25 protein-coding genes are annotated in these 12547 nt (G+C 61.7%); 18 read left to right on the top strand and 7 right to left on the bottom strand.

Annotated features, from left to right (window positions below; all coding sequences use genetic code 11):
• On the bottom strand, window positions 1-273 hold a 273-nt coding region (locus CN97_RS14865), incomplete at its 3' end, for a hypothetical protein (protein WP_035712941.1).
• Between the two features lie 110 nt (window positions 274-383).
• Window positions 384-740 (bottom strand): hypothetical protein, encoded by a 357-nt coding sequence (locus tag CN97_RS14860; protein ID WP_035712939.1) that lies wholly within the window; start codon window positions 738-740, stop codon window positions 384-386.
• A 147-nt stretch (window positions 741-887) separates the two neighbouring features.
• Between CN97_RS14860 and CN97_RS21335 the strand changes: the two genes are divergently transcribed.
• Window positions 888-1019 carry a hypothetical protein gene (locus CN97_RS21335; RefSeq protein ID WP_254915610.1) on the top strand — a complete coding sequence of 44 codons (132 nt, stop codon included), beginning with the start codon at window positions 888-890 and terminating at the stop codon, window positions 1017-1019.
• Window positions 1016-1255, top strand: coding sequence for a hypothetical protein (locus tag CN97_RS14855; RefSeq protein ID WP_035712938.1), 240 nt, complete (start codon window positions 1016-1018; stop codon window positions 1253-1255). The genes CN97_RS21335 and CN97_RS14855 overlap by 4 nt, the downstream gene beginning before the upstream one ends.
• A 161-nt stretch (window positions 1256-1416) precedes the next feature.
• Here the strand turns inward: CN97_RS14855 and CN97_RS14850 are convergent, their stop codons facing one another.
• The 5 genes from CN97_RS14850 to CN97_RS19970 all read right to left on the bottom strand — a co-directional run bounded on the left by CN97_RS14850 (window position 1417) and on the right by CN97_RS19970 (window position 3301).
• Entirely contained in the window at window positions 1417-1734 is a 318-nt protein-coding gene (locus tag CN97_RS14850; RefSeq protein WP_035712936.1) for a helix-turn-helix domain-containing protein, read from the bottom strand.
• Window positions 1735-2130: a type II toxin-antitoxin system RelE/ParE family toxin gene (locus tag CN97_RS14845; protein ID WP_248700101.1), complete on the bottom strand. Its 396-nt coding sequence runs from the start codon at window positions 2128-2130 to the stop codon at window positions 1735-1737.
• 251 nt (window positions 2131-2381) lie between these two features.
• Window positions 2382-2561, bottom strand: a complete 180-nt coding sequence (locus CN97_RS14840) for a hypothetical protein (RefSeq protein ID WP_035712934.1) — start codon at window positions 2559-2561, stop codon at window positions 2382-2384.
• A gap of 91 nt (window positions 2562-2652) precedes the next feature.
• The gene (locus CN97_RS14835; RefSeq protein WP_035712933.1) at window positions 2653-2877 is read right to left on the bottom strand and encodes a hypothetical protein; all 225 of its coding nucleotides are present in this window, start codon (window positions 2875-2877) and stop codon (window positions 2653-2655) included.
• 115 nt (window positions 2878-2992) lie between these two features.
• Window positions 2993-3301 carry a helix-turn-helix domain-containing protein gene (locus CN97_RS19970; protein ID WP_051911281.1) on the bottom strand — a complete coding sequence of 103 codons (309 nt, stop codon included), beginning with the start codon at window positions 3299-3301 and terminating at the stop codon, window positions 2993-2995.
• A 74-nt stretch (window positions 3302-3375) separates the two neighbouring features.
• Here CN97_RS19970 and CN97_RS14825 point away from each other — a divergent pair, with 74 nt between their 5' ends.
• The 16 genes from CN97_RS14825 to CN97_RS14755 all read left to right on the top strand — a co-directional run bounded on the left by CN97_RS14825 (window position 3376) and on the right by CN97_RS14755 (window position 12384).
• A complete protein-coding gene (locus CN97_RS14825) occupies window positions 3376-3612 on the top strand; it encodes a helix-turn-helix domain-containing protein (protein WP_035712931.1) in 237 nt (78 codons plus the stop codon).
• Window positions 3613-3682: 70 nt separating this feature from the next.
• Window positions 3683-3916 (top strand): hypothetical protein, encoded by a 234-nt coding sequence (locus tag CN97_RS14820; protein ID WP_035712929.1) that lies wholly within the window; start codon window positions 3683-3685, stop codon window positions 3914-3916.
• 154 nt (window positions 3917-4070) lie between these two features.
• Window positions 4071-4268, top strand: coding sequence for a winged helix-turn-helix domain-containing protein (locus CN97_RS14815; RefSeq protein ID WP_035712928.1), 198 nt, complete (start codon window positions 4071-4073; stop codon window positions 4266-4268).
• Between the two features lie 78 nt (window positions 4269-4346).
• On the top strand, window positions 4347-4541 hold the full coding sequence (locus tag CN97_RS14810; RefSeq protein WP_035712926.1) for a hypothetical protein: 195 nt from the start codon (window positions 4347-4349) through the stop codon (window positions 4539-4541).
• Window positions 4541-4894 carry a VRR-NUC domain-containing protein gene (locus CN97_RS14805; protein ID WP_051911280.1) on the top strand — a complete coding sequence of 118 codons (354 nt, stop codon included), beginning with the start codon at window positions 4541-4543 and terminating at the stop codon, window positions 4892-4894. Before CN97_RS14810 ends, CN97_RS14805 begins: the two co-directional genes overlap by 1 nt.
• Window positions 4894-5424, top strand: coding sequence for a GIY-YIG nuclease family protein (locus CN97_RS19965; protein ID WP_051911279.1), 531 nt, complete (start codon window positions 4894-4896; stop codon window positions 5422-5424). The genes CN97_RS14805 and CN97_RS19965 overlap by 1 nt, the downstream gene beginning before the upstream one ends.
• A complete protein-coding gene (locus tag CN97_RS20340; RefSeq protein ID WP_084684188.1) occupies window positions 5421-6248 on the top strand; it encodes a YdaU family protein in 828 nt (275 codons plus the stop codon). Before CN97_RS19965 ends, CN97_RS20340 begins: the two co-directional genes overlap by 4 nt.
• Window positions 6154-6615: a hypothetical protein gene (locus CN97_RS14795; RefSeq protein WP_035712925.1), complete on the top strand. Its 462-nt coding sequence runs from the start codon at window positions 6154-6156 to the stop codon at window positions 6613-6615. The genes CN97_RS20340 and CN97_RS14795 overlap by 95 nt, the downstream gene beginning before the upstream one ends.
• 1 nt (window position 6616) lies before the next feature.
• Window positions 6617-6913 carry a hypothetical protein gene (locus CN97_RS14790; protein WP_035712924.1) on the top strand — a complete coding sequence of 99 codons (297 nt, stop codon included), beginning with the start codon at window positions 6617-6619 and terminating at the stop codon, window positions 6911-6913.
• On the top strand, window positions 6910-8460 hold the full coding sequence (dcm, locus tag CN97_RS14785; protein WP_035712923.1) for a DNA cytosine methyltransferase: 1551 nt from the start codon (window positions 6910-6912) through the stop codon (window positions 8458-8460). Before CN97_RS14790 ends, dcm begins: the two co-directional genes overlap by 4 nt.
• Complete coding sequence (locus tag CN97_RS14780; RefSeq protein ID WP_035712922.1) at window positions 8457-8753, top strand: hypothetical protein; 297 nt, start codon at window positions 8457-8459, stop codon at window positions 8751-8753. The genes dcm and CN97_RS14780 overlap by 4 nt, the downstream gene beginning before the upstream one ends.
• 367 nt (window positions 8754-9120) lie before the next feature.
• A complete protein-coding gene (locus CN97_RS20740) occupies window positions 9121-9279 on the top strand; it encodes a hypothetical protein (protein WP_156969590.1) in 159 nt (52 codons plus the stop codon).
• On the top strand, window positions 9269-9529 hold the full coding sequence (locus tag CN97_RS14770) for a hypothetical protein (RefSeq protein WP_035712918.1): 261 nt from the start codon (window positions 9269-9271) through the stop codon (window positions 9527-9529). Before CN97_RS20740 ends, CN97_RS14770 begins: the two co-directional genes overlap by 11 nt.
• Window positions 9526-10212 (top strand): hypothetical protein, encoded by a 687-nt coding sequence (locus CN97_RS14765; RefSeq protein ID WP_035712917.1) that lies wholly within the window; start codon window positions 9526-9528, stop codon window positions 10210-10212. Before CN97_RS14770 ends, CN97_RS14765 begins: the two co-directional genes overlap by 4 nt.
• 359 nt (window positions 10213-10571) lie before the next feature.
• Window positions 10572-11099, top strand: a complete 528-nt coding sequence (locus CN97_RS14760; RefSeq protein WP_035712915.1) for a terminase small subunit — start codon at window positions 10572-10574, stop codon at window positions 11097-11099.
• Window positions 11083-12384 (top strand): phage terminase large subunit, encoded by a 1302-nt coding sequence (locus CN97_RS14755; RefSeq protein ID WP_035712914.1) that lies wholly within the window; start codon window positions 11083-11085, stop codon window positions 12382-12384. Before CN97_RS14760 ends, CN97_RS14755 begins: the two co-directional genes overlap by 17 nt.
• Window positions 12385-12547: the final 163 nt, after the last annotated feature.

Raw genomic sequence — 12547 nt, 5'->3', positions numbered from 1 at the left:
GAGCTGGTCCCTGAGCTGGACCCCGATCTGGCCCCCGAGCCCCTTCTTCGCGGCATTTCGCAAGATCGCCCTCGCCCAAAGGCATTGAGTCGGGTCTGCGAAAACAAAAACAGCGGGCTCTTTCAGGCCTCTCGATGCGTACAGACGAATGACCGCTGCGCGCATCTCATCATCGGTGACGACCGGAGATGCGAGCGCGATACTGCGGCATTCTTCGCGAAATCGCGGCAGGGCATCTTCCTGATCTTTGGTGAGCGAAGTGATCTTGCGCATTGGCGCGGCCCTCTGTGTTCTGGATAAAATCGGCGGGACCGGGTGTGGCCCCGCCTAGTTGTCCCGGAGCGTGCGCGGGAAGCGCGGGACAGTTGCTCCGGGCGTGGCAATCAGTCGTCCCAGCGGGACATGTCGGCGTAATTGTCGGTTGCGTCGCGCTCTGCAGCAGCCCAACCCTCATCGCTCCACCACGTCTCAGCTGCGGCAATGGCCCGGTCGTACGCCTCCTGGCCGAACACCGTGACGATCAGGTCAGGAGCGCCCTCGATGCCGTCGATCTCGCAGGACACCGGCCAGATTTCCCCGTCCACATCGCCGCCGAAATTGAGAAGCACGAAGTGTTCCGGGTCGGCCTCCACCTCGATGTCGAACTCGTATTCCGGCTGGCGCTTCCGGGCGAGGATGGCGGACATCACGTCGCTGGCATGCGCGGCGATCAGGGATAGCGGGTCGGGACGGGCGTTCATCTGCGTGTCTCCCTCATGTCGGCGGCTCTGCATCGTCGCGCCGGGTGATGAGGAAAAGTTCTCACATAGCGAACACTGCGTCAATGATAAAGTTCACACCATGCGAACTTTCTTGCCCCCACGCCGCGCCCGTGAGAGAATCACCCCATGATCAAGGTCAGAGACAGCGTTGAGATCGTGCAGGGGTTCGGGTGCCGCTACCGCGTGGTGCGCCGGACGTGGATGCTGTTCGGCCTCATCCCGGTAGCGTGGGAAACCAGGACGGAGAGGCGAGGATGAAGCTGGACCACCCGTGGCGCGACCACTACATGGAAGACGCGTTCCTTGGCTTTGTCAGCTATGCGAGCAAGGAGCTTGTCGCTGCGTTCGAGGCCGATGAAGGCCCCCTCATGCTTGGCTTAACCCCCATAGACGCAATGATCGACAAGGCAACCGGTCAGGACCAACGGGAAGCCCAGCGGTTCATGGACTGGTGCGTGAAGCAGTTCGGCACGCCTGAGCAAGTCTGCGCCTGACCTGTCGAGTCCTCAGCGCTGCGCTATCTGACCGGCATCCTGCCGTGCTGCGCAACCACTGGCAGGGGGAGGGCGCGGTACTCCCTTTCCGCGCCCTCCTTGTGAAAAAGCCCGCCGGTTAGGGCGGGCTATGTCGTTGTGAGGCGGATGTAAGCCTCTGGCTATGCTGCGTGGATCTTCTGCTTGGCAGCGGTTTCGCGCAGGATTTCACGAACTCGGTCGGGCGCTTGCTCGATTATGATCAGATACGCCCGCATGCCGTCCAGCGGCCTGTGACGCTTCTGCTCCCAATCCCGGATTTGGTGAATACTGAAGCCGAACTCTGTCGCGAAATCCTCCTGCGAGAGGTCAAGCGAAGTGCGGATTGCCTTCACGTCGACGTCCGCAGGGACGTAAAGGCTCGCCGGTTCGCTGCGGCCGGCAGCGATCTCATTCGCCTCACGAGCTGCACGAAGAAGCCTTTCCCCCACTTTAGTCATCTAACTCTCCATCCTCTTTAGTGCGCGTATTTTTTCTTGGTTATTAGCGCGATACGTCTCAGCCATCTTTGCCAGTTCAACTCTCAGGGCGTTCCTTTCAGCCTTTGACAAGTTGATCTTCACCGTCTTGTCGTAGACATCCAGAAGGAACACCGGCACGTCGTCAGCCGCGTAGTAGGTGATGACCCTAACACCGCCGCTTTTCCCTCGCCCTCTAAACGGGAACCGCAACTTGCGGGCACCTCCCGTTTCTTTAATCAGGTCGCCCGCTGTCGGGTTCGCCGACAAGTAAAGGGTGATCCTGCGCCTGTCTTCTTCGTCCAGGCCAACCTCTTTGGCCGCGTCCGCGAAGTTGTGCGTTTCGATAACGCAGTGCATCTGATGTTCGGTCATCATGCGTAAAACCCGTAGCACAAAAATCTCGAACTGTCCACTGCGAGTATGTAACTCCCGTAGTTAAAATTCGTTCCGATATGCGCACGCACTCACTCCGCCTTCCCCAAGCGCCGCAGCGATCTCGGCCAGCAGCCAAGACCCCATTCCCATTAGCTATTTCCCTGTCCTTAAAGACAGGCTCCACCACGCTCGCCCCGTGCCAACATGAGAACATAACGAGAACTGATTCGAGGGAGAGTGACGAGTGAGGCCTACAGAAACCGGACTAACAGGCCGACAACGCCAACAAGCGATGCGCATATCACGAAAAGGCCGGGATAGCCGGGCAGGCGCGAAATTTCGCCCTCCATCTTCGAGAGACGGTTCCCTAGCGCGTCGAGCTTGTCTTCGACACGCTCCATGCGCTTTTCGAGAGCCTGCACCCGATCCATGCCGTCACCTCCGTCTCCACCATATGGGGCGGGAGGGGCGGGGCGCAAAGAATTTGTCGGAGGGGCAGGAAAGAGGGGGCGGACATTGTCGTCAGTCATCGGCGTTCCCCGTGGCAAGGAGATGCGCATTGCGTTCGACTTCACGGAAGATGGCGTTCGCAGCGTCCCTGTCGCCCTTGATGGCCTTTGCGGCGGCGAACTGGAGCTTGAGCATGTCGGTATACATAAGGCTCATCCACTTCTTGGTCTGCGACAGCTCACCCCGCAGTCGAGCGGCCTCCTCCTCCAGGTCCGCAACCCGTTCTTCGAGTGTCAAGGCAAAGCCTCCGTTTCGTGGGGCAGTTCAAGGGGAGAGTGACGAGTGAGTGAAGGTGAGTTCCGGGAAGTACTTGAGAACCTGACCGTGGAGCAGAGGAGGGCCATCTTCCACCTCATCCGGTCTTGCCTAGAAGGCCAAGCGCGGCGCGCTCAATCGTCCGGCGGTCCTCCGGAGACAGGTCCTTCATGACAGCAAGGTGGGCGTCTAGCTCCGCGGCGTCTCGATCCTCTGGCGATCCGTCAAACAGGTCTGGCACATCGCAGTTGAACGCGCGCGCCAAGCGGAAGAGTAGCATGCCGCCGGGGGCCTTCTTCCCGTTCTCCAGCTCGCTGACGTAACCTTTGGTTATACCGACGAGATCGGCCAGGTACTGGCCGGTCCATCCCCGTTCTTTTCTAAGCTCTCGGATGCGCAACTTCATGTTCGCTTGATGCCATCTTCTTGGCGACTTGCCTAATCGCCTATTGCGAACTTTTGCTGGACAGGAGGTTCGCTATGTGCAAACTTAAGCGCATGCAAACCCTCTCCACATATCTCCGAGATCACGGAAAGACGCAGCGAGAGATCGCGCGCGCCGTTGGGGCGTCGCCGAGCTACATCAACGAGCTTTGCAAAGAGCTTAAGACGCCGAGCCTCAAGATGGCCTTTGCCATCGAGCGCGCCACAGACGGCGCTGTTCTCGCGGCCTCGTGGGCCAAACCCATGAAAGCAGAGGCGGCGAATGAATCCTGAACCGATCATTCGCCGTCCCCACTCGCACCGTTCTGGTCAACTCGCACTTGACCCTTATGGAGCCTCCCCCATGCAAAAGTCCCATCCAAAAGTTCTTAACCCTACCATCTTGCGCGCCTGCCTTGCGGACTATTGGGCGCGCTTTCTCCAGCAAAACTACGCTCGCCCCGAAGAGGTCTCGGTGGCCTTCGGTGTGACCTATCAAACCGCCTGCAACTGGTGGGAGGGTCTTCACAAGCCGCTCGGGGACAAGACCACTCTGGCGGGCAGGGCGTGGCTCGACTTCGTAGAAAGGCAGCCATGATCCACGTGCTCAGGCTATCACGGGCGGCAGTGACCGCATTGATCCTTATTTTCGCAGGCATAGCATTCATGCCCGCAGAGGCAGCTAACAAGCTGACCTCACTACAAAAGTTTTTAGGTAGAGAAATTGAGCGGCGTCGCTTGGAGGTATCGGAATGAAGCCCCCCCGCGACTGGTATGACCATGAGATACTGACCGCCCTGCAATTCCGGGACGAGGGATATTCCCTCGGGGCCATCGCCCGCGCCATGGGGAAATCCAAGGGAGCGGTGCAGGGCAAGCTCCGCCGGCTGGACCGCGATTATGCCGCGTCGGAGGCAGGGTTGACGCTTGTTCATCCGCTGCTGGGGTGAGCCATGCCTGTGCTGTCTGCTCCTCGATACCTGCGCCGTTTGGCTTCCGACTTCCGGGGCCTCGCAATGCGCTCCCTGATGGGAGACGCGGATACCTGTGGGTCTGCCGAGACCACCGCGCCGTTGCCGAACAGCGCATGGCGGCAGCAACTGGTGTCGGAGCGCGAGAGCCTGATCGAAGCCCGCGCGAAAGCCGTCCGCCAGCACAAGCGGGTCGGGGCGATTGACGCCCGCCTGCGGGAAGTCACCAACGAACTGCTGAGGGGCAAGTGATGCCAGGTTGGACAGATCGCGAAGGGCCGATTCACAGGGACGTGCTGCGCGTGCTGCGCGACCGCGTGCCTGACGCAATCGTCCACCACAGCCCGAACGAGTTCGGCATGTCCGGCGCGGCAATCGCCCGCCAGATCGCCAAGCACAAGAATATGGGCATGGTCCCCGGCTTCCCCGATCTCGTCGTCTTCGCACCGGAAGATGTGATGTTCTTCGAGGTCAAAGCCGAAGGCGGCACGCTCACCGGTCACCAGAAGACCTTCCGCGATCACGCGGAGGGCATGGGCTACCGCTTTGCCGTCGTGCGCTCTGCCGACGATGCAAAGGCGGCTCTCAGCGAGTGGGGTTACTGATGAACAAAGGTTACGTCTACATCCTCAGCAACCCGTCGATGCCCGGTCTCGTGAAGATCGGGAAGACCACGCGAACGGTCGAGGGCAGGGCGCAGGAGCTCTACCAGACGGGCGTTCCGACGCCATTCGTGGTGGAGCACTATCAGTTCACGCCGGATTGTTCTGAGCTTGAGCGAACGATGCACTCCGCGCTCTCGGATAGACGGGTGGGCCTCGGCAGGGAATTCTTCGCTGCCGATGTGTCGTTCGTCCGCGACATGCTGGATTCCATCCATGACGAACTCGTGCGGGAATGGCTGGATGAGTTCAAGCCGGGATGTGTCCCGGTCATTGAGCCGCTAGTGCTCGGAGAAGACACGGTTGTCATACTGTCGGACGAGCTTGACGCTCATCCGTATGAGATTTCGGCGGCTTTTGGAGAGCTGAACGCTGCGGAACTGAGCCCGGCGCTTGAACGCTGGAAAGAGAAAGTTCTGCGCCGCCGGTTGGATCGTGACGCACGCATTGCCGCCCAAAAGGTGATGCAATGAGCGCCACGCCGTTTCTCCAGCTATACGTTGGCGACTATCTGGCCGACACGCTTGACCTGACGACCGAGCAGCATGGGGCGTATCTCCTGCTGCTGCTGACGATGTGGAGGCACGACGCGCGCCTACCGAACGACCCTGCAAAGCTGGCGCGCATTGCCAGAGTATCGCCACGCCGCTGGCACCTGATCTGGGGTGCAATAGGCCATTTTTTCTTCGTTGACGGCGACAAGATCGGCAACAAGAGGCTGGATCGGGAGCACCAAAAAGCAGTTTCGATATCCGAGAAACGGAGCGTATCTGGCGAGAAGGGTGGACGCGCCAAGGCATTGAAAACAAGCAATACACCAGTAGCAAACGCCACTGATTTGCCAGAGCATAGTCAGAAGTCAGAACCAGATATTAAGAAAGAGGAACCTAAAGGTTCCCGGTCATCGGGCGAAACAGGGCTTCTGCCGCTACCGATTGACGACTTGGCGGCGTGCTTCTCGGCCTACAACGCGGCAGCTTCTCGGTCTGGCTGGCCGATAGCCAAAGAGTTTACCTCAGAGCGCCGTAAGGCCCTTCAAGCCAGAATGCGATCCGTCGGTGGGGTTGAGGGTTGGCTCGTCGCCATGAAGCGCGCCGAGGACAGCGATTTCCTCTGCGGTCGCACAGACAAGCCGTTCAACGGCTTCTGCTTCGACTGGATCACCAAGAAATCAAATTTCACCAAGCTCATGGAGGGCAACTATGACAACCGGCACCCGGCTGGCCGTCCTTCCCGCCAATCTCCCGCCGACGATCCGTCTCTACGCGCAATCTCTCTCGCCGTCGGATTGCGATAAGCACCGCGCTTGGATTGCGATCCGCGTCGAGGCGCTGCTGGACGGATACTGGCAGAACCGCCCGTCCGATCTGGTCAAGGCCGAAATCCTCGCCGACTGGATGGACGCGCTCCAGAACTTCGCCCCGGACGAAATCCGCCGCGCATGCCGTGATTATCTGGCTGGTCCGGATTGCGCGAGGAAGCCGAAGCCGGGCGATATCCGTGACGTGATCCTGTCGCACCGCGCCGACGAGATCGCGCGATTCCGGGCGTCTCAGCCGTCGGAGCCGGAGGCCGCGCCGCTGTCTGAGGACGATCTTGCCGAGAAGCGCCGCCGCGCTGACGAGATCATGGCCAGCTTCACCGCTGCCCGGAGGGTGGAATGACATGACCATCCACAGCGGAGAGCGCGCCATGTGGGCCGCAGTACTAATCCAGGCTCTCAGGGATATCGCTGGCACCAGCGGCGACTCGGAGTATCACAAATCCCCGGCGCTGCATCGCGACAGAGCGCTTCTCTGGTCTCTGACCCCGGATTTCACGGAGACATGCCATTGCGCGGGCGTAGAGCCATCACGCGTTAAGGCGGCCATAGCACGGCTCAGCGCAAAAGACATCCGCGCCTCCTACGTCACCCAGATCGAGGGAGAGAGCAACGGCGCTATCGGGAGCTATGGCGAATGAGGTATCTCAGCGTCTGCTCCGGCATCGAGGCCGCAACGCAAGCGTGGCATCCGCTCCGATGGCAGCCCGTTGCGTTCAGCGAAATCGAGCCGTTCCCGTCCGCCGTGCTCGCTCACCACTACCCAACCGTGCCGAACTACGGCGACATGACCCGTTTCGAGGAATGGCCAGATGAACCAATTGACCTTCTTTGCGGAGGAACCCCCTGCCAATCGTTCTCCGTTGCTGGACTGCGCAAGGGACTGGCTGACCCTCGCGGGAACCTCATGCTCACCTTTGGTGCCATTGCAGGCCGGTATCGGCCCCGCTGGCTGGTTTGGGAGAACGTCCCCGGCGTCCTGTCAAGCAACGGAGGACGGGACTTTGGAGCCTTCCTCGGGATGCTGGGCGAGCTCGGGTATGGGTTCGCCTACCGGGTTCTGGACGCTCAGCACGTCAGAACACACCGCTTCCCGTTCGCTGTCCCGCAACGCAGACGTCGTGTGTGGCTTGTCGGATATCTTGGAGACTGGCGACGTGCCGCATTGGTACTTTTTGACCGCGAAAGCCTGTCAGGGCATCCTGCGCCGCGCAGAGAAGCGGGGAAAGCGGCTCCCACCATCCCTGCGCGCAGCCTTGGAGGCGGCGGCCTCGGAACGGATTTCGACTGCGACGGAGGGCTGATCGCCGCCAATTCCGGCAGCGTTGGATACTGCTTGACGGCCAGCGCTCAGAACAGCCTGGACGCGGAAACGGAAACGCTGATCGCTGTAGCCCATGCCCTGCGCGGCGAAGGCTTCGACGCCAGTGAGGACGGGACAGGGCGAGGAACGCCGATAATCCCGGTCGAACAGCCATTCGTTTTGATGGAGCGCGGCCGGGCTGATGGATCGAACCTCGAATTTCGGCAAGACGGTTCGGCGAATGCCATTCTGACGCCGAATGGCGGTCGGGGCGGGTTTGGTGTCGGTGCTGTGGCTTTCGCGATCCAAGAACGGGCTGTCAGCGAGAACCCCGACGCGGGACCGGATGGCGCGGGGTTCCGCCAAGACGGCGCAAGCTACACCCTCGAGGCCCGCACCGTGCCGCAGGCGGTGGCCTTCGACGCCAGTGAGGACGGCACTGGGAGAGGGACGCCGCTAGTCCCGGTTGCTTTTGGTGCGCAGAACAGCGCCACGCAGGGCGACGGAGTTTCGTTCGGCTATTCTCCAACGCTGGACAAGAGCAAGACACCAGCGGTGGCGTTCGATCTCAACCAGATCACCAGCAAGACCAATCGCTCCATCCCTAACCCGTGGGTCCACCACACGCTTCCAGCCTCGACATTCCCGCCGCATCTGGCAATGCCATGGGCCGTCCGCCGCCTGACCCCCCGCGAGTGCGAGCGACTGCAAGGCTTCCCCGATGACTTCACAGCCATACCGTGGCGCGGAAAGCCAGCGTCCCAATGCCCTGATGGCCCGCGATACAAGGCCCTCGGCAATTCGTGGGCGGTGAACTGCGCGGAATGGATTGGCGAGAGGATCGCCGCTGTCGATGCAATCCCACACCTGGAGGCCGCAGAATGACCGACATCATCGAGATCAGCAACGCCATGCTTGAGCGCCGCATCGCGCAGGCCCGGCAGGAGGGGATGCCGAAGTGGCAGCCCATCGCGACAGCGCCGAGGGACGGGACATGGGTCGTCGTGTGGTTTGGCTTCAGCACAGATGACGCCAGGCCGATTGTGGTGCGGTGGAGCCCCGGACGATGCGATTTGTACCCATGGCTTGGCGATGACGGCAGATACGCCCATCGGTGCACCATGGCGTGGATGCCTATCCCCGCTCCCCCCTCTCAGGACAGCAAGGAGGGCGCGTGATGGACTCCAGAGCGATCCTGCGCATCCAGGACAGGACAGGCCGTGGACCGTGGAGGCCGGGCTGCGCCTCTAAATGGGTGGATGCGTGGCGAACATCGCAGCTCCCACCCATTTACGATGATGTGCATGACTTCCGAAAAATCGTCTCTGGGGCACACGGAGCTGGCCTTCACATCGGTTGTGCCGTCCGTGGAATGGATGGACTGGGCAAGTGGTTCAGCCCGATGGAGCTATCGAGGCTGATAACTCAAGGGTTTGGTGTCGTGGATGCCAGCGGTTGCGATGTTCTGGCGGAAACAGAGCATCAATTGCTGATTGCGTCCAAGTGGCCCCTCAGCCGCCTTCCTATGGCGCAGGTAGCTATAGCATGACCCACCACACCCCCGACAAGCAGCAGCGCGAACGCGACCGCAAGGCGAGGCGCATCGATCGGCAGAAGCGTAACCAGCCGCCGCGCCGCGCCGAAACCCAGCGCCTCAACTACACCGTGAACCACCCCGAGCAGGAGACCGACGATGACGAGTGACAAGGCCATCAGCTTCTGGACCGGCCTTTGGCTGGTTGTGGCGTGGGGAATGATCGTCGCGGGAATATGGATTGAGAGCGGAGCACCTCAAGCGCTTGTCGCGGGAGGCGTATCTCTGATTGCGTGGCGTTGCCCCGGCGATGAGTGGCGGCCGTCTGAGCGCGTGGACATGGAATTGCCAGATCAGCCCGCCCGAGCATGGCTGCTGGCCATCCTCCGCGCATACCAAGCACAGGAGGCCAGCCAATGAGCAAGACGGATCGCGCAGCCGCCCGCCGGCGAGCCAAGGAACGCCGCATCAAGCTGGCCGCTGCTGCACAAGCCGCGGGCATCCCTGCAATCGCGCCAACGCCGAAACGAGAGAGGGACGGACACATGCACCGCACGACGGCGGAACGAGACCCGGCCCGCAATGCCCTCATGGTTCGCTGCGGCCAGATGGGGGCCAAGCCGACCGCAGAGGCCATCCGCGATGCCCGGTCCCCTTGGTGGGGCTGTGAGGCAGGGAAGGTCATGGCGGCCGCCACCAGAGGGCATCGGGCGCGATCCACGCTTTGGGATGCGATCCAGCACATGCGCCGGGTGCAGGCCGCCTATGACAGGGCCTGTGGTGCGCCAAACCGCCACGCGCAGTCCTTGCGGCTGCTCCTGCCTATCGAGGCAATGGAGGCGGATGCAGATACTCCGCCGCCCGATGATAGGACGGACGAGGACAAGAGCCGGGATGCCGTGACAGCATGGATGCAGTTGCAGGGGTGGCTCGGCTGGACGGATGGGGCCTCAGCATCCATCGCCCTCCGGTGTGTGATTGACGACATGCCCACGACCGATGGGTCAGGGCTTGTATCGGCACTGCGCTGCGTGGCAGATGGTATGTCAGGCAACAGTATGGTGTATCGCGGCAGGGACAAGCAGCTAGTGCTTGACAAGTAAGGCGATATATCCCACTCTCGTATCATCGCGCGGGGTTGTGCCTAGAGGCCAGCCCCGTTTGCATTTCCCGTTGCTCCCGGTTGTCCTTTCCCGGTGAGCCTTGTCCCCGCCACCAAGGGGGAACGAACGCCGCTGATCGGTTATGAGGTTTCGCTGCCCGGACGGAACGGAAGCTGCGGCATCCGGGCACAATTTCACGCTCCGGCCTCCTTTCTCGGCCATCCCCCGTCAGCCGCAAGAGCCCATCCTGCCCTCAAGGGTCAACACGTAGCCGGAGCCGGTCAACATGGGGTGGCAGACCCTGACCGTTGTAGAGCGTGAAGGTGGGACGACGGGGGACAGAACCATGGAGATCGCATATGGCTGACCCGGATAAGGGGCCGGGCAAGCTGACGCCCAAGCAGGCGTTGTTCGTCGCGGAGTACCTGAAAGACCTGAATGCCACGCAGGCGGCCATAAGAGCAGGCTACGCACACCCAACAACGCAAGGCCCACGCCTGTTGGAAAATGTTGGAGTGATGTTGGCAATCGAGGCCGCTCAGGCGGAAAGGGTCAAGCGAGTGCAGGTCGACGCCGATTGGGTGTTGTCGCGGCTGTCTGACGAGGCCACTGCGGACCTTGCCGACATTCTCGACGAAGCCGGGGCGATCAAGCCGGTGAAGGATTGGCCGCTGATCTGGAGGCAGGGTCTGGTTGCCGGCGTCGATGTCCACGAGGAGATCGTGGAGGGCGTGAAGGTGGGGCAGACGGTAAAGGTCAAGCTGTCAGACCGGATCAAGCGGATCGAGTTGATCGGGAAGCATGTGAGCGTCGGGGCCTTCAAGGATCAGGTTGAGCATTCCGGCGGCGTGACGGTCAACATCAGCGGAAATGACGCAGACCTTTAGGCTCACCGACAAGCAGGGTGAGCTACGGAACGCGGCGGCATCGGCGGCACGGCACATCCTGGCCTATGGTGGATCGCGCAGCGGAAAGACGTTCGGCTTCTGCTACTGCATCGCGATTCGTGCTCTATCGGCCCCGGACAGTCGGCACCTGATCGCCCGACTGCACAACATCGACGTGCGGCAGGCGGTCATGATGGACACGTGGCCGTCGGTGATGCGCATGGCATTCCCCGGCGTGCCGTACACCGTGAACCGGCAGGATCAGTTCGTCAGGTTCGACAACGGGGCGGAAGTCTGGTTCGGTGGGCTGGACGACAAGGAGCGGGTCGAGAAAATCCTCGGCAAGGAATATGCGACCGTCTACGTCAACGAGGCGTCGCAGGTCGCATATGAGACGGTGCTGACTCTGCGCACCCGGCTGGCGCAGAACGTCCAGAAGGTGAACGGCAGGCCTCTGGCGCTCAAGGCCTACTACGACCTAAACCCAACGGGCAGGAGCCATTGGACATACCGCGAGTTCGTGGAGGGCGTGAGGCCGGATAACCGGATGCCGTTCCCGCCCGGATCGCGGACGTGGGTGCAACTGAACCCTACGTCGAACCCGCATCTGCCGGATGCCTACCTTGAGGAACTGGCTCAGATGCCAGAGCGGCATCGGCAGCGGTTCCTTGAGGGGAAATACCTGTCGGAGGTTCCGGGCACGCTCTGGCCCGTGGATCGCATCGACGCTTGTCGGGTGGACGCAGCGCCGCAACTGACGCGGATAGTCGTCGCGATCGACCCGAGCGGATCGGACGGAGCAGGCGGAGACAGTCAAGGCATCGTCGTCGTGGGTAAAGGCATCGACGGACATGCCTACCTCATCGAGGACGCCACGTGTCGCCTCTCACCCGCTGGGTGGGGGGCAAGGGCCGTGGAGATGTATCACAAGCACGGCGCCGACCTGATCATCGCGGAGGGCAACTACGGCGGGGCAATGGTGGAGAGCACCATCCGCACCGCTGATCCGCGCGCCAAGGTGAAGTTGGTCAACGCTTCTCGCGGTAAGCACGTCAGGGCTGAGCCTGTGGCGGCGCTCTACGAGGCGCGGGAAAACAAGCCGGCTGTCGCGCATCATGTCGGGGCGTTCCCGGAACTGGAAGACCAGATGGCAGCGTTCACCACGTCTGGCTGGCAGGGGTCAGGCTCGCCTGACCGGGCGGACGCCCTCGTCTGGGCGCTGACCGAACTGATGCTGGCAGACCAAGGGGAGGCTGCTGTCCTCCTGAGGAAAAGGCACCGCTGATGACCGCTCGTCCGCTCATCTCCGTGACTCAAGAATGCGAGTGCGGTGACATCATGTATTGGGAGCGCCACGGAGTATTCAGCCCGCGCTGGCGTCTCGAATGCGTTTGCGGCCGATGCGGGCCGTGGCGACGCTCCCCCGAGCGCAGGCCCGCAAACTACAC

It is taken from the genome of Haematobacter massiliensis (assembly GCF_000740795.1).
Taxonomy (GTDB): Bacteria; Pseudomonadota; Alphaproteobacteria; order Rhodobacterales; family Rhodobacteraceae; genus Haematobacter; species Haematobacter massiliensis.
The sequence above is the reverse complement of the archived record's forward strand: the minus strand, read 5'-3'. Positions and strand labels throughout refer to the sequence as shown.

Bases quoted from the DNA above. Each gene is read 5' to 3' on its own strand.
- CN97_RS14860 (WP_035712939.1), bottom strand. From the start codon at position 740: ATGAACGCCCGTCCCGACCCGCTATCCCTGATCGCCGCGCATGCCAGC.
- CN97_RS21335 (WP_254915610.1), top strand. From the start codon at position 888: ATGATCAAGGTCAGAGACAGCGTTGAGATCGTGCAGGGGTTCGGGTGC.
- CN97_RS14855 (WP_035712938.1), top strand. From the start codon at position 1,016: ATGAAGCTGGACCACCCGTGGCGCGACCACTACATGGAAGACGCGTTC.
- CN97_RS14850 (WP_035712936.1), bottom strand. From the start codon at position 1,734: ATGACTAAAGTGGGGGAAAGGCTTCTTCGTGCAGCTCGTGAGGCGAAT.
- CN97_RS14845 (WP_248700101.1), bottom strand. From the start codon at position 2,130: ATGATGACCGAACATCAGATGCACTGCGTTATCGAAACGCACAACTTC.
- CN97_RS14840 (WP_035712934.1), bottom strand. From the start codon at position 2,561: ATGGATCGGGTGCAGGCTCTCGAAAAGCGCATGGAGCGTGTCGAAGAC.
- CN97_RS19970 (WP_051911281.1), bottom strand. From the start codon at position 3,301: ATGAAGTTGCGCATCCGAGAGCTTAGAAAAGAACGGGGATGGACCGGC.
- CN97_RS14825 (WP_035712931.1), top strand. From the start codon at position 3,376: ATGTGCAAACTTAAGCGCATGCAAACCCTCTCCACATATCTCCGAGAT.
- CN97_RS14820 (WP_035712929.1), top strand. From the start codon at position 3,683: ATGCAAAAGTCCCATCCAAAAGTTCTTAACCCTACCATCTTGCGCGCC.
- CN97_RS14815 (WP_035712928.1), top strand. From the start codon at position 4,071: ATGAAGCCCCCCCGCGACTGGTATGACCATGAGATACTGACCGCCCTG.
- CN97_RS14810 (WP_035712926.1), top strand. From the start codon at position 4,347: ATGGGAGACGCGGATACCTGTGGGTCTGCCGAGACCACCGCGCCGTTG.
- CN97_RS14805 (WP_051911280.1), top strand. From the start codon at position 4,541: ATGCCAGGTTGGACAGATCGCGAAGGGCCGATTCACAGGGACGTGCTG.
- CN97_RS19965 (WP_051911279.1), top strand. From the start codon at position 4,894: ATGAACAAAGGTTACGTCTACATCCTCAGCAACCCGTCGATGCCCGGT.
- CN97_RS20340 (WP_084684188.1), top strand. From the start codon at position 5,421: ATGAGCGCCACGCCGTTTCTCCAGCTATACGTTGGCGACTATCTGGCC.
- CN97_RS14795 (WP_035712925.1), top strand. From the start codon at position 6,154: ATGACAACCGGCACCCGGCTGGCCGTCCTTCCCGCCAATCTCCCGCCG.
- CN97_RS14790 (WP_035712924.1), top strand. From the start codon at position 6,617: ATGACCATCCACAGCGGAGAGCGCGCCATGTGGGCCGCAGTACTAATC.
- dcm (WP_035712923.1), top strand. From the start codon at position 6,910: ATGAGGTATCTCAGCGTCTGCTCCGGCATCGAGGCCGCAACGCAAGCG.
- CN97_RS14780 (WP_035712922.1), top strand. From the start codon at position 8,457: ATGACCGACATCATCGAGATCAGCAACGCCATGCTTGAGCGCCGCATC.
- CN97_RS20740 (WP_156969590.1), top strand. From the start codon at position 9,121: ATGACCCACCACACCCCCGACAAGCAGCAGCGCGAACGCGACCGCAAG.
- CN97_RS14770 (WP_035712918.1), top strand. From the start codon at position 9,269: ATGACGAGTGACAAGGCCATCAGCTTCTGGACCGGCCTTTGGCTGGTT.
- CN97_RS14765 (WP_035712917.1), top strand. From the start codon at position 9,526: ATGAGCAAGACGGATCGCGCAGCCGCCCGCCGGCGAGCCAAGGAACGC.
- CN97_RS14760 (WP_035712915.1), top strand. From the start codon at position 10,572: ATGGCTGACCCGGATAAGGGGCCGGGCAAGCTGACGCCCAAGCAGGCG.
- CN97_RS14755 (WP_035712914.1), top strand. From the start codon at position 11,083: ATGACGCAGACCTTTAGGCTCACCGACAAGCAGGGTGAGCTACGGAAC.